The following is a 15,602-nucleotide window of genomic DNA, read 5'->3' as shown; positions in this document are numbered from 1 at the left end:
GAGCCGCGGCTGTGCACCGCCGCGGGACTCGCCGAACCGTTCGCTTCCGGACCCGGGCGGGCCCTTCGACCGTGTCTTTTCAACCGTGGTCCGCAGCGCACCTGGCGAAAGCGCGCGCCGCGGGTGTTCGGTGTGCTCGACCCTTACGGGAAGGGCAGCGGGACCGGAAGGCCGCCGCCGAGGTTGGAGAGCAGGTCGCTGACCGGGTTGCCCGCGGGCTCGTCCTGGTCGGTCTTGTCCTTGTCGGTCTTGTCCTTCACCTGGTCTTTGACCTGGTCGGCGATGTCGCCGCCCTTGGCTTCCGCGTCGGGACCGGAAGGCAGCAGGGCGTTGACGCCGGGGATCGAGTCCACCGCGCCCAGGCCCGGGACCTTGTCGGTGACATTGCTGGTGACACCGCCGGCCAGGCCGGTCACGGCGTCGGGAGACACCGGGAGCCCCCCGAGGGCTTCCGGAGTCGCGGTGACGAGGTCGCCGGTCGATTCCGGAACCTCGGTGTCGGCGGCCTGCGCCGCCGTTCCGGCGAGCAGCAGAGCCCCCGTAGCGAGTCCTCCGACGAGGCCCGCCGTACGCACAGTGCGCATTTTCATCTGCTTCGTTGCCTTTCTCCGTACCGCACGGACACTGGTCGTCGGCTGGGGAAGCAGCGCGAATCGACCGCCGCGCGATGCAAGATCGCTGAATTGTCAGTGGTTGACCAGCGGCTCGAGGCAGTGCGGTCGCCGTGGAGGCGTCGCTGCTGCCGATTGCGGACCTCAGCCGCGACCAGGCCGGCTGGTTCGCCGGCGGGTCGAGGACCGCGCTCGCTGTCATTGGGCCGGTGACACTGCGGCCCGGCCGCTGTGACGCGGCCACACTGACTAACTGGAGAGGCTCGGGTGCGGTTACGCCCAGACGCGAAGAAATTCGAAAACATTGCGCCAGTTGCGCACCGCGAATGCGTGCATGACTCATATGTCTGCCTCGGCACGCGAACGGCCCTCCACCGAAGGCATTGCCAAAGGTGAAGGGCCGCAACCCGAAAGCGTGAAGACCGACTACTGCACGCGGCGCAGGATCATCGTGTCCGAGTGCCCCGCGTTCCCGTTCTCGCCGTCCCCGCTGCGCTTCCTGCGGATGAGTTTGATGACCCGGGCCACCACGAACCACAGGAACAGCAGCCCGATGACGCCCAGCACGATCTTGCTGAGCAGACCCGAGTACTCCTCGATGATCGGCTGGATCGTCGGACCGAACGCGAACCCCAGCCCGATCCAGATCGAGTTCCAGATCACCGAGCCCACGAGCGTGTAGCCCGTGAACTTCCAGAACGGCATCTTCTCGATCCCCGCCGGCACCGAGATCGCACTGCGCACCAGCGGCAGGCACCGCCCCGCCAGGACCGCGATGCCGCCCCACCGCGCGAACACCTTCTCCGAGCGCTCGAAGTCCTTGAGCTCCAGCAGCGGGAACTTCTCGAAGATCCACCGCGTGCGCTCGCGCCCGAACGCGTACCCGACGTAGTAGAGGATGTACGCGCCGAGCATCGAACCGATCGCGGCGCAGAGCATCACCAGCCAGAAGTTCAGCTTGCCGTCGAACGCGAGGTACCCCGCCACCGGCAGGATCAGCTCGGACGGGATCGGAGGGAACACCGACTCGATCGCGAGGGCCAGGCCCACCCCGACCTCGCCGAGGTCGGTCATGAGGCCGAGCACCCACTTGATGAAGTCCCCCTGCCCTTCGGCTGAGGGGATCTCGCTGGAAGCGGTGGCCATCGCCAGGCCCTGGCTGAGGAAGTTGGTCACGCCGCCAGCGTAACCGGCTCACTTTCGGCCCCGCCTCGGTCGTCTGACCGAGATTCCCCGCGCCGGACGGCCGTTCGGCGGACTCCGCGCGGCCAGGTGTCGCGGGGCGTGCGGAGCCGGGCCATACTTAGTGGTAATTCCGCGCTTCTTACGGCTCGCACGCCCGGTGACGGCCCGTTCAGCGCACGCGGATCGCAGTTGAGGGGGGCGTCGATGAGTCGCACGGTCGGGCCGTACACCGATGTCACGACCGCGCGCGTCGAAGGCGCCTACGAGCTCTGCGAAGGCCTCGACGAGAACGCGCGGCCCGTGCAGATCCTCACCCTCGGCGCCACCTCCTCCAAGGACCCCGCCCGCCGCGGCCTCCTCTCCGACACCGTCGCCTGGGCCTACGCCACCGCCGGACCCGAAGACGCCCCGATCCTCGTCGCCGACCTGGAAGCCGAGCAGCCGTACGTGGTCGTCCTGCGCGACGCCCGCCTGCGCGGCGCCGACCGCATCATGGACCGGCTCCTGGCCCTCGGCCCCGCCACCGGCCCACTGCCCGTGGGCCCCGCCGCCGCGGCCCAGCGCGCCGCCCACCAGATGGCCGCCGCCCAGCGCTCGGCCGCCCCCGCCTCGCCCGCAGGAGTCTCGGGGCCGCCGTCCTCGCCGCCCCCGGCCAACGCCCGCGGAGCGGAGAACGCCGTCTGGTCGCCGCCCGTCGTCATGATCGCCGCCCCCAAGAAGCCCTCGCAGGTCAAACCGATCCTCATCGGCATCGGCTCCGTGGTGGTCGTCCTGGCACTCGTCATCGGCGTCTGGGCCGTCCTCTCCGGCCCCGGCGACGACGGCGCCGACGGCACCGCCGAAGCCCCCACGACCGCCGCCGTCGACGGCGTCTCCCAGGCCCCCGCCGCCGAACCCACCGAAGGCAGCGCCGGCAACGAAGTGCCCCAATGGGACCCGGAGGCCCCCGCCGAACGCGTGGGCGGCAGTGCCTACGCCGAGGACGCCGACACCGCCACGTTCGCCGCCGCGAACTGGCCCTTCGCCTTCAAACTCCCCGCCGACTTCAGCTGCACCGAGGACGGCCCCTCCGCCGTCTGCACCGACGCCGCGGGCGAGTCGGAGATCACCGTCGGCTGGCTCCCCTGCGAAGGCGAGTGCCCGCGGGCGGCACGCACGATGATGCGCGACGCCCTGCCCTACCAGCCGCTCGAGGAGATGGCCGGCGAGATCGCCTTCGCCGAGCGCGACGAGGTCTACGGGCGCTGGCGCGGCTCGCTGAGCGTCTTCGTGACCGGCGCCAACGGCACCTTCCAGGCCTGGGCCACGGCCGACATCGCCGCCGAGCGCGAAGAGGAGGGCTGGCACGTCTTCAACGACGTCCTCAGCCAGGCACTGTCGAAGACCGCCGAGTAGCGGGAGCGGTCAAGCGCCCTCGCGCTCGTCCCAGCTGCGCAGCGCCGCCGCGACGACCTCCGTCGTCGACGGCGCGGACTGCGAGACCGCCGGACCGAGCGCGTGCTCGACCAGCACCTGGCCGTACGACTCGCTCTTGTAGGAGCGCAGCAGGTTCTGCGCGGCCTCGCGCTCGTCCTCGCCCAGGTCGGTGCGGGCCAGCATCGGGTACTCGTACTGCCCGACCTGCGCCGCGCCCGCAGGGGGCTGCAGCTCCAGGTCGCCGAGAGCCATGACTTCGGGCGCGGACATCACGGCCGCGCCGTCACCGCCTTCGCGGGTGTGCTCGTCGACCCCGAACAGGATGATCCACATGAGACTCGCGGCGTGCTCGCGCGGATCCTGGAGCGCGACGTCGGCCTCGTCGGCGAGCACCCCGTCGGTGCTCTCGCCCGCGGGCAGGGCCAGGCCGACGGCGGCGCTGGCGGTCGACTCCTGGAGGACCTCCCACTGCCCGGTGAGGTCTGCTCCCTCAGGGTCGGGGAGGTGGCGCCAGAGCGCGGTCTCGGGGATCCACACGTCGGCATCGGTCCCGCCGACGGCGTTGCCGGTGACGGCCTCGACGGTGATGCGGGCGCACACGTCCGAGCCGCGGGACGGGGCCCCGCCGCCGGCGGCGACGAAGTCCTCGAGCGCGGCGGCCATCTCGGGGGCGGCGGCCACGTGCAGGTCCACTTCCGTCCCGCAGGACTGGACGTGGGCGATGGCGGCGTTGAGGGTGTACGCGGTGACCGGGGCGAAGACGGCGAGGAGCGCGAGGCCGCCCAGGAGGCGGCGGCCCTCCTTGGAGAGGCGCCCGCGTCTGCGATGCACACCGGTCATGTGACGAGTGTATGGCCTGACGCGAACGCAGTCGAGCTCGCGTTTTTCGGTTATTCCCTGTCGACTGTCAATGCCGCGCACGCGCATTGCGCGCGGGCGGCGCCTCGAGCCTCAGGTCGGGCGCTCGCGGCCGACCCGGTCCGCCGGCGGTCGGTGCCGGCGGCGGGCCGGCCGTGCCCGCCCATGCCCCTCAGCGGCGCCGCGGACGGCGCTTCGGCGGGGTCAGCAGATCGGCGACGATCCGCATCGTCTCGGGGACGAGGCGGAAGTACGCCCACACCCCGCGCTTGTCGCGCTCCACGACCCCGGCCTCGGCCAGGATGCGCAGGTGGTGGCTGACCGTGGGCTGAGAGAGCCCGAGGGGCTCGGTCAGCTCGGCCACGCAGGCCTCTTGCTCGGGAGCGGCCTGGATCAGGCTGATGAGCTGGAGCCGGTTCGGATCGGCAAGTGCTTTGAGGACACCAGCGATTCGTTCGGCGTCGGATTTGGAAAGCGTTTCGCCGCTAACCGGCGAGACGGGCGTCTCAGCCTCGACGGTGACTCGCACCATGATCGTGTTCCTTCCGGATTGGTCCCAGTCGGTACCGGATACAGCCGCACTGCCATTAATCCAGTTCCAACCCTAAATATGCCCTTGCGGTGTGGCCGGGCGGTAACGACGACGCTTCCGGCTCGCAAAGGGTTTCGGTTCCTTCGGATCTCGTTCGGGCCGCACCAAGTCCCTGACCGGATCCACCGCCGAGATTACGCCTGCCTCGCCAGCGGATCTACCGCTGACACAAGATCAGTTTGCAGGCCACAGCGACGGTTATTCAGTTAATGTCGCACTACCTGGAGTTATATCTAAATCTACCAATATTTAAGCGGTTGCCGTCTCGTGATTGAGATCCGGTTCACGCGATTCTTTCAGATCGACGTCCCAACATATAGAACATCTTGATTCCGAGCGTAGCGCGACGCCGCCACTCGCGCAGGCCGCTTATGTTTCAGGCCCGTTACATGGACTTGAGAAAGCGCACATCTGTGCGCAAAGCGAAGGGCGGGGCCGATCGGCCCCGCCCTGCATTCGCGTTCGCTCCGATGCCTCAGGGGCGCGGCCGGGCCGTCGAGTCGCGCTCGATGAGCTCGGCGGCGACCGAGAACTCGTCGGGGTAGTCGGCGTCCTCGACCAGGGCCGCTTCCAGGGCCTTCACGCCCATGTCGTGCAGCGGGAGCGCCACCGTCGTGAGCGAGGGGGTGAGGTCGCGCACGATCGGGATGTCGTCGAACCCGGCCACCGAGACCTGGTCGGGGATGCTCACGCCGCCCTCGCGCAGCGCCGTGCACAGGCCCGTGGCCTGCACATCGCTCGTCACGAACACGGCTGTGGGCAGCGGGGCGCCGTCCAGGAGCTCGCGCCCGGCCTGGTAGCCGCCGTCGCGGCTGAACGCGGCGGAGACGTGCACGACCTCGGCGTCCTCGGGCAGCGCCGAGAGGAACCCTTCGCGGCGCTCGCGCACGACCTGCAGCTGCTCGGGGCCGGCGACCACCGCGAAGCGGCGGTGGCCCTGCTCGGAGAGGTACCGCGCCAGGGACGCCGCGCCCTCGCGGTTCGCCGGGCGCACCACGCGCCCGGGCAGGCCCGGCTGGCCCACGCTGACCACGGTGGCGCCCAGTTCCAAGAGGTCCGACAGGTGCTCGGCGAGGCGCTGCTCCGCGGCCTTGTCGGTGGTCCGCGAACCGGCGACGATCACCGCGCGCGGGCGGTAGCCCCGCAGCGAGTCGAGGTGCTGCACCTCGGAGTCGGGGTCGATGCCGGTGTCGGCGATGAGCACGCGCACGTTCCGGCGGGCGGCCTCGGCGAGCACGCCGCCGGCGATCTGCCCGAAGTACGGGTCGGTCACGTCGTGCAGGAGCAGGGCCACGGTCTGCGAGGTCGCGCGGGCGAGGACCTGCGCGCCGACGTTGGGGGCGTATCGCAACCGGCGTGCCGCCTCGCGCACCCGCTCGCTCAGCTGATCGCTCACCCGGTGGGGCGAGCCGTTGAGCACGCGAGAGGCGGTGGCCACCGAGACGCCGGCGGCTCGGGCGACATCGGCCAGTCGGGCCGGTTGTTTGCGTTCCATCTCGCTGAGGCTACCCATCTGCGGAAAGCGCTGCTCAAGCGGTCCTCGAACGCCGTTCTCTCCACACTCGCCAGACCACATACGCAACAGCCGCAACGCCGACGCCGACGGCCGCGGCCTTGAGCGGATCCGGCCCCGACAGGGGCTGGCGCAGGGCCACGGGGCGGCGGAACGTCAGCTGCGGCCAGCCCTCCTCCTGGGCGAGGCGGCGCAGGCCGCGGTCGGGGTTGACCGCGCGCGGGAAGCCGACGGTGCGCAGCATCGGCTCGTCGGTGATCGAGTCGGAGTAGGCGAAGGACGCGTCGAGGTCGACCCCGCGCGCGGAGGCGAACTCCTTGACGGCCTCGGCCTTCGCAGGCCCGGCGGCGTAGAAGTCGATCTCGCCGGTGTACCGGCCGTCATCACCGATCTTCATGCGGGACGCGATGACATCGGTGGCACCGAGCATCCGTCCAATCGGGGCGACCATCTCCTCGCCGGACGCGCTCACGAGGACCACGGCGCGGCCCGCGGACCGGTGCGCTTCGATGAGCGCGGCCGCCTCGGCGTACACGGAGGGGGCGATGAGCTCTTCGAGGGTCTCGTTCACGATCGACCGGACCTCCTCGGCGGGCCAGCCGCGCGAGAGCGCCGCGATCTGGTCGCGGGTGCGCGCCATCTGCACTTCGTCGGCCGAGCCGCCGAGCCGGAAGAGGAGGTGCGAGTACGCGACCTTGAGGACGTCCCGGCGGGCGAGGAGCCCGCCCTGGTAGAGCGGCCGTGAGAAGGCGAGGCTGCTCGCCTTGGCGATCACCGTCTTGTCGAGGTCGAAGAAGGCCGCGCCGGGGCGCGTGCGGCCCGGTGCCGCGACCGGTTCGAGCGAGAGTGCCGGTGAGCCGTTGCTCGGCTCCGCTTCGTTCATGCCGCAAGTCTAAACAGCCGTACAACCCGGTTTCGATCACTTGTCCCCCTGCCCTGCGAGTGTCGCGGCCCCGGGCCGACCGCCGGACCGGGTGCTCAGGGCGGGCGGCATGTTCGAACAGGGCCGTGTCAGCACCGGAACGTAGGCTGGCGCCATGTCGAAGAGCCAGCGAATCGCCTACGCGTGCGGCGCGTGCGGAGTCCGCGTCCCGAAATGGGTCGGGCAGTGCCCCGACTGCGGCGAATGGGGCTCGATGGAGGAGACCGCGGCCCCGCCCCGCCAGAGCCTCGGCACCGGCTCCTCGACCCTGCCGGCCGCGCGCCGGCCCGCCAAGCCCGCGATGCGCATCGGCGCCGTCTCGGCCGCGCAGGCCGCGAGCCTGCCCACCGGCATCGGCGAGTTCGACCGCGTCATGGGCGGCGGCCTCGTCCCCGGCGGCGTCACCCTCATCTCCGGCGAGCCCGGCGTCGGCAAGTCCACACTGCTCCTCGAGGTCGCCCACCGCTTCGGTGAGGCCGGGTACGGCAAGGCGCTCGTCGCCACCGGCGAGGAGTCGACCGCGCAGGTCCGCCGCCGCGCCGACCGCACCGGCTGCCTCTCCGAAGAGCTCTACCTCGCCGCCGAGACCGACCTAAGCGCCGTCCTCGGCCACGTCGAGGACGTCAAGCCCTCGCTGCTCATCCTCGACTCGGTCCAGACCGTCATCGCCCCCGACACGGACGGCGTCCCCGGCGGCGTCACCCAGGTCAAGGCCGTCGCCACCGCCGTCACCGCGGAGGCCAAGTCCCGCAACATGGCCGTGATCCTCGTCGGGCACGTCACGAAGGACGGCGGCATCGCCGGCCCGCGCGCGCTCGAGCACCTGGTCGACACGGTCGTCCACTTCGAGGGCGACAAGCACTCGATGCTGCGGCTGCTGCGCGGCGTCAAGAACCGCTTCGGCCCCGCCGACGAGGTCGGCTGCTTCGAGATGACCGAGGACGGCATCGTCTCGCTCGCCGACCCCTCGGGCCTGTTCCTCGACGACGCGCCGACCGAGCCCACGCCCGGCACCTGCGTGACCGTGACGATGGAAGGCCGCCGCGCGGTCCCGGTCGAAGTGCAGGCGCTGCTGGGCAAATCGGTGAAGGACGGGGCGGTCCCGCGGCACACGGTGTCGGGGCTCGACCAGGCCCGGTTGAACATGGTGCTGGCGGTGCTCACCCGCCGCGGCGGGATGCGGCTGCTCGACCGCGAGGTGTACGCGACGACGATCGGCGGCATCCGGGTACGCGAGCCGGCGTCGGACCTCGCGCTGGCGCTGGCGCTGGTGAGCGCCGAGCAGGAGATCGCGGTGAGCGCGGACCTCGTGGCGATCGGCGAGGTGAGCCTCACGGGGCAAGTGCGGCGCACGGTGAACGCGGACCGGCGCATCGGCGAGGCGGCGCGGCTCGGCTTCAAGACGGCGATCGTCCCGAAGGGATCGGTCGCCGAGCGGCACCGCGGGATCGAGGTCGTGGAGGTCGAGACGATCAACGACGCGAAGCAGGCGGCGGCGCGCACGTGGGCCCGCCGCGGCTGACCGTCACTGAGCGGATCGGATCGTCCGAGGCAGGCGGCGGGCCGGCCTCGGCGCGTGGCACGGCGGCGTGAAACGGGTCGCACTCGCCTGTCGCCCTTGCACATCGGCGTCATCAGAGTGCCGTCGGCCGCGCGCAACGGACTTGCCCGTCGCGACACGCCCGGCCTACGGTGGGGCCTGTGACAGCATCTTCTGATTCCGCTGCGGCCGTGCCCGAGCTGCGAACCGAGCGTCTGCTCCTGCGGACGTGGACGGCCGCCGAGGCGGCGACCGTGACCGAAGGCGGGCGTCTGGACGACTGGGCCGAGGGGTTCCCCGACGAGGGCGACAAGGTGATCGCGCCGCTGATCGCGGCCGAACCGCAGTGGCTGGGGCCGTTCGGGCACCGGTTGATCGTCGAACGCGAGAGCGGCCTGGTCGTCGGCTCGCTCGGCCTGTTCTGGCCGCCGTCGGACGGCGCGGTGGAGCTCGGTTACGGCGTCGCGTCATCGCGGGGCGGTCGCGGCTACGCCACCGAAGCGGTCCGGGCCCTCACCGCGCACGCCTTCACCTCGCCTGCGGTGCAAGCGGTCTTCGCGCACGTGGAGCCGTTGAACCTCGCTTCGGTCCGGGTGCTGGAGAAATCCGGCTTCACCCCGTCCGGTCCGGGCGCCGAAGAGGGAACCGTCCGCTACGACGCCCCGGCTCCCACCTAAGAGGACTGACTCCCCTGGTTGGTCCGACGCTCGCACTTCACCTTATGCGCTTTCAGAGGCCCAGGCGGGACAGGTCGTTGCGGGACGCCACGCCGAGCTTCGGGTAGGCCTTGTACAGGTGGTATCCGGCCGTGCGCGGGCTGAGGAAGAGCTGCTCGCCGATCTCGCGGTTGCTGAGTCCGGCGGCGGCGAGGCGGACTACTTGCAGCTCTTGGGGAGTGAGCTTGGTGGCGAGGTCGGGGGCGGCCTCGATCGGGCCCGCGTCCCCGGCGGCGCGCAGTTCGCGGCGCACGCGCTCGCTCCACGGCTCCGCGCCGAGGCGCTCGAACACCGCTGCGGCGGTGCGCAACCGGGTCTTCGCCTCGTTGACGCGCCGGGCCCGGCGCAGCCACTCGCCGAGGATGAGGTCGGTGCGGGCGTTCTCGAACGGGAACGCGTCGTCCATTTTGTGCAGTTCGGCGGCGCGCTCGTAGTGCACGCCGGCCTCCGATTCTCCTGCGAGGAGACCTAGGCACCGTTCGACCTGCGCCATCAGGTGCGGTTGCCCGCTCGCCTCGGCCCACTGCGTGAACCAGTCGAACGCGCCCGCCACCCGCTCCGGCTCGCCAGTGCGCACCGCCGCCTCGACGGCGACCGGGACGAGCGCGAGCACCTCCCCCGGGGCGTTCCCGTCGAGGTGGCCCATGAGTCGGTCGAGGGCTTCCTCGTTGCGGCCCAAGGAGAAGTCGAGCAGCGCGAGCGCGTTGTCGATGGCGACGACCGTGTCGCCCGGGGAGCCGGCGTACGCGGCCTCCACGAGGTCGCGCACCCGCTCCTCGTCGCCGCGCAGTGCCGCGATCGGGGCGAGCACGTGCGCGCGGGCCTTGACGGGCCCGATCCGCTGGCCGAGCTCGACCGAGAGCTCGACCCCGTTCCAAGCGAGGGCTTCGGCGTCCTTCCAACGGCCCCTGTGGAACTCGGTGAGGGCGTTGAGCGTGAGCGCCCGCGGCAGGGCCCCGGCCGCGCCCGAGGTGCGGGCGGCGCTGACGGTGCCGGAAGCGGTCTGCTCGGCGGCGTCGATGTCGCCGATGAGCGTCTGCCACCAGGCGACCATCCCCCGGTTCTCGGGGGTGACGGCCTCGCCGAAGCTCGTGTGGACGTCGATGAGGTGCCGCAGCGAGGCGACCGCTTCGGCGACGGTGACCTCGCAGGAGCGGTTCAGCCCGGCCGAGGCGTTCGCGAGGTCGCGCACCCACGGCGCGTGGTCGATGCCGAGGCGCTCGGCGTACTCCGCCGCGACCTCGGCGCGCGAGAAGTCCCCTGACTGCCAGGCGAGTTCGACCGCTCGGAACAGCGGGTACCCGGTCGAGGTGATGTCGGCGGCCACGTAGTGGTCGGCGGCCTCCATGTACAGCCGGTAGGACTCGCGGATGTCGTTGTCCCAGGCAGCGACCATCGCGGCCATCAGGGTGGCGCGGGCAAGGATCTTGCGGTCCTCAGTGAACCGTCCGATCTGTCCGGACAGGGTACGGGCCTTGGGGCCGTTGCCGGCCGCGACGGCGGCCTCGGCCGCGCGCAGGAGCCTGCGGCCGCGCGTGTGCGGGTCGGGGGTGAACGCGGCGGCGCGCTCGAACACCGTGTACTCGAAGCCGTGGCCGCCGCACGAGGAGCCGCACTCCGCGGAGGCCTCGAGGGCCGCGGCGATCTCCTCGTCCGGGCCGGTCGCCGCGGCGGCCAGGTGGAACACGCGGCGCAGGTCGTCGGGATCCATGACCTCGGCGTAGACGTTGTGGACCTCGATGCGGCGGAACAGCGGCGCGCCCTGGTAGGCGGCGGAGCGGATGAGCGGGTGGCCGAAGGTGAAGCGGTCGCCGTGGAAGTGCACGAGTTCGTCCGCTTCGGCCGGTTCGAGGTCGGTGAGCTGGGCGCCGAGCTTCCCGGCGACGTCGAAGACGAGCCCGGTGTCGGCCGAGTCGTCGGCGGCGATCACCAGCAGCAGCGTGCGGGTGGGCTCGGGAAGGCGGTCGATGCGGTCGCCGAACACCTGCTTGAGGCGGCTCGTGGTGGAGCGGCGGCCGGTCCAGTCCGCGGCGAGCCGCGCGTCGGACTCGACCAGCGGCAGCTCCAGGAGGGCCAGCGGGTTCCCTTCGGCCTCATGCAGGAGCCGGCCGCGGTCAGCGGAGGCGTGGGCGCCTATGCGGTCGGTGAGCAGCGCCGCGGCGGCGTCGTCGTCGAGCGGGCCGAGGCGCAGCTCGTCGAGGCCGGGCGCGGGGAAGTCGGGGGCGTAGCCCTCCCGGACGGTGACGATCATCAGCGCCGCTTCGGCCGCGAGGCGCTTGGCGATGAACAGCAGGACGTCCGCGGAGTCGGGGTCGAGCCAGTGGGCGTCCTCGACGATGCACAGCACGGGCCGCTGCCCGGACGCCTCGGTGAGGAGGCTCAGGGCGGCGAGGCCGACGGTGAACCGCAGGTCGCCGGGCGGGGCCTCCTTCTCAGGTTCGGCCGCGAGGCCGAGGACGCGCGCGAGGACGCACGCGTGGTGCTCGGGGATCGCCTCGAGATGCCCGGTCAGGGGCAGCAGGAGCGCCTGGAGTCCCGCGAAGGACCAGGCGTGCTCGGATTCGACGCCGGTGCAGCGCAGCACGGTCAGGTCGGCGGCGCTCTCGGCGAGCGCGGCCACCAGGCTCGACTTGCCGATGCCCGCTTCGCCGCGCACCACCAGCGCCGAACCGCGGCCCTCGCGGGCGGCGGCGAGGCGGTCGGCGAGGGCGGCGGTCTCAGCATCGCGTCCGTACAGCACGTCAGCAACGGTACCTGCGCCTCCGCGCCCCGTCAGGACCCCGGACCGGGTCTTAGGACGAAACGCCCAGACCCGGTCCGGCTGGGGCTAATAGGGGTTGGGCAGCGGGGTCGCCTTGCGCGCGTTGGCGAGTGCCAGCGCCCACCAGTGCAGCTCGTCCAGGAGGGTCTTGGCCGCCGCCTCGGTCTCGCCGAACTTGGTGAACTCGCCGCGGTCGTCGAAGTGCTGGTAGAAGCGCGGGAACGCGATGGTGTTGCGGATGGTCATGGTGCGCAGCTCGGGGAAGATCTGGCGCAGGTGCTGGGCGGCGTTCTGGCCGCCGGTGATCTTGCCGCCGTAGGTGACCATGCCGACGGGCTTGGCGGCCCACTCGTTCATGTAGTAGTCGATCGCGTGCTTGAGGGACGCGGGGATCGACATGTTGTACTCGCCGGAGACGACGACGAACGCGTCCGCGCGGTGGAGCCGCTCCGAGAGGGCCGCCACGGGCGCGGACGGGTCGGCCTCGGTGGACCACATGTCGTCCTCGACCAGGTGCTGGGGCAGGTCGGCGTCGAGCAGGTCGATGAGGTCGACGTCGAAGCCGCCGTGCTGCTCGGCGACGCCGGCGATCCACTTGGCGGGGGCGGGGGCCCAGCGACCCTCGCGGGTCGAGCCGATGATGACGCCGAGGTGCAGTCTGTCGCTCATGGTGTTCCGCTCCTTCGTAGCTCTGGGCTGTGGAGACGAAGCTACGGACGGACCGACCGGGGGCACATCCGTCGACCGACTGGGCGGCGACTGGAACGGCCGGGCACGTCGCCGCCGGCGGGGTGCGGCGACCCGCGGCACAGTGACCGGTCGAGGATGCCCGTCGAGCGACGGATGCGGGGCAGGTCGGCCGCCGCTTAGCGTGGCCGCCATGACCACTACGGCAAACGTCGCGGCCCCGGAGGCCGCCACCACCCGATGGGGAGCGATCCTCGCCGTCGGATTCGCGCAGCTCGTCGTCGCCGGCGGCATGTCCACCCTCGCGGTGGCGCTCCCGGCGATCCGCACCGACTTCACCGTGACCGAGGCCGCGACCGCCTGGGTCCTGCTCTCCTACGCCCTCCCGGTGGGCGCGGTCGCGATCGCCGCCGGCCGGCTCGCCGACCGCGCCGACCTGCGGGCGGTCGCCGTGTTCGCCATGGCGGCGTTGACGATCGGGTCGGTCGCCGCGGCGCTCGCGCCCTCGTTCGGGCTGCTCTTGGCGGCCCGCGCGTTCGCCGGCCTGCTCGGCGGGCTCCTGTTCGGGATGACCGGGCGCATCATCGTCACCTCGGCGGCGCCGTCGCAGCGGGGTCGGGCCATGTCGGCGATCGCGCTGCTGATGACCGTGGGCGGGATGGGCATGGTCGGTGTGGGCGGGTTCCTCATGGCCGCGTTCGACTGGCGGGGGCTGTTCTGGGTGCTCGCGGTCATGTCGGCGGTCGCGCTGGTGGCGATGGCGGTGACGGTGCCGAGCAACGGGACCGGTCTGCCGCGGCCGGACCGGGCGCTCCTGGTCGACGTGGCGACCTCGGGCTCGGCGATCGCGGCGTTCCTGCTCGCGTTCGAGTACGTCGACTCCGACCCGTTGATCGCGTCGGGGGCGTTGGTGTCGAGCGTGGTGCTGGGCGCGGTGTGGGTGCGGCAGAAGACTTCGGCACCTACCGTGGTCCTGCTGCGGTCGCCCCTGCTGAGCGGGGCGCTGTTGAGCCTCACCCTGATGTCGGCGGTGACGGGCCTGCTGAACTTCAGCCTGCCGTACCTGCTCACTGACGTGCAGGGGGCCAGGCCGGAGCTGGTGTCGATGGTGCTGCTGGCGTTCATCGGCGGGGTCGCGGTGATGACCCCGGTGGCGGGCTGGCTGGCGGACCGGTTCGGATCCGGGCGGGTCTCGCTGGCCGGTGCGGGCCTGGTGATCGTTGCCGTGGTGCCGCTGCTGTTCGTGGACGCCGCGACCGGGCTGGTGGCGCTGGGGGTGCGGATCGGGTTGCTGGGCGTGGCGTTCGGGGTGTTCAACAGCCCGATGAACACCTATCTGCTGGCTTCGGCGCCGGCGGAGCAGTCGGGTACGGCGGGCGCGTTCATCGCGACGACGCGGACGATCGGGTCTTCGCTGGGGCCGGTGCTGGCGGCGCTGGCGTGGGGGCTCGGTGCGACGGCCGTGGACGGCTACCGGCTGTCGGCGTGGACGATCGCGGCGCTCCTGCTGCTGGGGGCGGCACTGCAGGTGACGACGAAGCCTTGGCGGACGCCGGTCCCGGCGGCGGCGTAGACCGCGGCGGGGGATGCGGGCTGTTCCAGACGGAGGACTATGCGCGTGCGGTGATCGAATCGCACGTCCCTGTCCATGCCGACGACGAGGTGGAGCGCCTGGTTTCCGGCAGGCTCGAACGGCAGGGGCTACTCACCCGTGTGGATCGGCCGTCTCTGCATTTCGTCGTCGAGCAGTGTGCCCTGGAGCGCCCGATCGGGGGCCGGAAAGTCCACCGTGAGCAGCTGGTAAGGGTCTTGGAGCGGCTACAGCTGCGCAATGTGTCCCTTCAGGTAATGCCGACGAACATCGAGGAGCATCCGTGCCTCGACGGTGCACTGGTCTTGCTGGAGATGCCCGACCTGCGCACGCTGGGCTACGTGGAGGGTCACGCCAGGAGTCAGCTCGTCTCCGACCGAAAGAAGGTCGGTGAGCTGGTCAAGCGCTATGAAATGATCCGCTCGCAGGCCCTGTCCACCAGGGAATCCATGCAATTCATCGAGGAGTTGGCGGGGTAGCTATGAACAGCGAACTGGTCTGGCGCAAGTCGAGCTACAGCGGCTCCGCCGGCGGCGAATGTGTCGAGGCTGCCACCAGCCCGGCCACCGCTCATGTCCTCATACGCGACTCCAAAGACAAGCCCGGCCCCCGCCTCACCCTCACCCCATCCGCCTGGGCCGCCTTCGTGCGTTACGCCGCATCGGCGCCCGTGCGGCCGTAACGCGGGGTGCTCGCGCTTCGCGTATGCGGGGGCGCGGCATGGCAAGAAATCATGCATGCGTGCTTGATTGTTTCTCGGCGCGCTGCCACCCTCGGTTCTCGCATCACCGCAGCTGTCAACATGCCCTGTCCGTAAGGGACATGGGCGTCCGGCGTGGATGAGGAGAGCGCGCGATGGCCAATCCGCGGGAGGTTCGGGAGGTCCTGGCGGACCTACGGGCCGAGGGTGAGGAAGTCGACGGACTGGTGGCGGGGCTGCCGGAAGCGGAGTGGGGGCGGGCGACCCCGGCCGCCGGATGGAGCATCGCGCACCAGATCGCACACCTGCTGTGGACGGACGAGCGGGCCGTGCAGTCCGCGGTCGATCCCGAGGGGTTCGGGCGGGAGGTGGCGGCGGCGCTCGCCTCGCCGGAGACGTTCGTGGACGAGGGGGCCGAGCGCGGGGCCCGGCTGGCCCCCGCCGAGCTGCTGGCGCGGTGGCGGGCGAGCCGGGCGGAGCTGCTGGAGGTGCTGGCGGCGCAGCCCCCGG

The 15,602-nt window shown here is 71.5% G+C and carries 15 protein-coding genes; 7 read left to right on the top strand and 8 right to left on the bottom strand.

Translation table 11 applies throughout. From position 1 onward, the window contains the following. Positions 1 to 143: 143 nt before the first annotated feature. Together AB0I03_RS24645 and AB0I03_RS24640 are read right to left on the bottom strand one after the other, a co-directional pair. Complete coding sequence (locus AB0I03_RS24645; protein WP_360416718.1) at positions 144 to 584, bottom strand: hypothetical protein; 441 nt, start codon at positions 582 to 584, stop codon at positions 144 to 146. A 453-nt stretch (positions 585 to 1,037) separates the two neighbouring features. Next, entirely contained in the window at positions 1,038 to 1,757 is a 720-nt protein-coding gene (locus AB0I03_RS24640) for a DedA family protein (RefSeq protein WP_360416810.1), read from the bottom strand. A 243-nt stretch (positions 1,758 to 2,000) separates the two neighbouring features. Here AB0I03_RS24640 and AB0I03_RS24635 point away from each other — a divergent pair, with 243 nt between their 5' ends. Further along, positions 2,001 to 3,191 (top strand): hypothetical protein, encoded by a 1,191-nt coding sequence (locus tag AB0I03_RS24635; protein WP_360416716.1) that lies wholly within the window; start codon positions 2,001 to 2,003, stop codon positions 3,189 to 3,191. 9 nt (positions 3,192 to 3,200) lie between these two features. On the opposite strand, the gene AB0I03_RS24630 is transcribed toward AB0I03_RS24635, so the two are convergent. The 4 genes from AB0I03_RS24630 to AB0I03_RS24615 form a co-directional block, all read right to left on the bottom strand. Then, entirely contained in the window at positions 3,201 to 4,052 is an 852-nt protein-coding gene (locus tag AB0I03_RS24630; protein WP_360416714.1) for a hypothetical protein, read from the bottom strand. A gap of 190 nt (positions 4,053 to 4,242) precedes the next feature. Further along, positions 4,243 to 4,602 carry a metalloregulator ArsR/SmtB family transcription factor gene (locus tag AB0I03_RS24625; protein WP_208497819.1) on the bottom strand — a complete coding sequence of 120 codons (360 nt, stop codon included), beginning with the start codon at positions 4,600 to 4,602 and terminating at the stop codon, positions 4,243 to 4,245. 535 nt (positions 4,603 to 5,137) lie between these two features. Continuing rightward, positions 5,138 to 6,157, bottom strand: coding sequence for a LacI family DNA-binding transcriptional regulator (locus AB0I03_RS24620; protein ID WP_360416712.1), 1,020 nt, complete (start codon positions 6,155 to 6,157; stop codon positions 5,138 to 5,140). 34 nt (positions 6,158 to 6,191) lie between these two features. Next, positions 6,192 to 7,058: an HAD-IB family hydrolase gene (locus AB0I03_RS24615; protein WP_360416710.1), complete on the bottom strand. Its 867-nt coding sequence runs from the start codon at positions 7,056 to 7,058 to the stop codon at positions 6,192 to 6,194. A 154-nt stretch (positions 7,059 to 7,212) separates the two neighbouring features. Here AB0I03_RS24615 and radA point away from each other — a divergent pair, with 154 nt between their 5' ends. Both radA and AB0I03_RS24605 read left to right on the top strand, forming a co-directional pair. Continuing rightward, entirely contained in the window at positions 7,213 to 8,619 is a 1,407-nt protein-coding gene (radA, locus tag AB0I03_RS24610; RefSeq protein ID WP_360416708.1) for a DNA repair protein RadA, read from the top strand. Between the two features lie 209 nt (positions 8,620 to 8,828). Continuing rightward, positions 8,829 to 9,314, top strand: a complete 486-nt coding sequence (locus AB0I03_RS24605; protein WP_360416706.1) for a GNAT family N-acetyltransferase — start codon at positions 8,829 to 8,831, stop codon at positions 9,312 to 9,314. 52 nt (positions 9,315 to 9,366) lie between these two features. Here AB0I03_RS24605 and AB0I03_RS24600 read toward each other — a convergent pair whose 3' ends face one another. Together AB0I03_RS24600 and AB0I03_RS24595 are read right to left on the bottom strand one after the other, a co-directional pair. Continuing rightward, positions 9,367 to 12,093, bottom strand: coding sequence for an AAA family ATPase (locus AB0I03_RS24600; RefSeq protein ID WP_360416704.1), 2,727 nt, complete (start codon positions 12,091 to 12,093; stop codon positions 9,367 to 9,369). An 87-nt stretch (positions 12,094 to 12,180) separates the two neighbouring features. After that, positions 12,181 to 12,783 (bottom strand): NAD(P)H-dependent oxidoreductase, encoded by a 603-nt coding sequence (locus AB0I03_RS24595; RefSeq protein WP_360416702.1) that lies wholly within the window; start codon positions 12,781 to 12,783, stop codon positions 12,181 to 12,183. 211 nt (positions 12,784 to 12,994) lie between these two features. Between AB0I03_RS24595 and AB0I03_RS24590 the strand changes: the two genes are divergently transcribed. The 4 genes from AB0I03_RS24590 to AB0I03_RS24575 form a co-directional block, all read left to right on the top strand. Continuing rightward, positions 12,995 to 14,374: an MFS transporter gene (locus AB0I03_RS24590; protein ID WP_360416700.1), complete on the top strand. Its 1,380-nt coding sequence runs from the start codon at positions 12,995 to 12,997 to the stop codon at positions 14,372 to 14,374. After that, on the top strand, positions 14,344 to 14,871 hold the full coding sequence (locus tag AB0I03_RS24585) for a DUF5753 domain-containing protein (protein ID WP_360416698.1): 528 nt from the start codon (positions 14,344 to 14,346) through the stop codon (positions 14,869 to 14,871). The genes AB0I03_RS24590 and AB0I03_RS24585 overlap by 31 nt, the downstream gene beginning before the upstream one ends. Positions 14,872 to 14,873: 2 nt before the next feature. Beyond that, positions 14,874 to 15,074 (top strand): DUF397 domain-containing protein, encoded by a 201-nt coding sequence (locus AB0I03_RS24580; protein WP_360416696.1) that lies wholly within the window; start codon positions 14,874 to 14,876, stop codon positions 15,072 to 15,074. 173 nt (positions 15,075 to 15,247) lie between these two features. Further along, on the top strand, positions 15,248 to 15,602 hold a 355-nt coding region (locus AB0I03_RS24575), incomplete at its 3' end, for a maleylpyruvate isomerase N-terminal domain-containing protein (protein WP_360416694.1).

Source organism: Glycomyces sp. NPDC021274 (assembly GCF_040641195.1).
GTDB lineage: Bacteria > Actinomycetota > Actinomycetes > Mycobacteriales > Micromonosporaceae > Glycomyces.
Note: the sequence above shows the minus strand (reverse complement) of the source record. Positions and strands in the feature narration are given on the sequence as shown.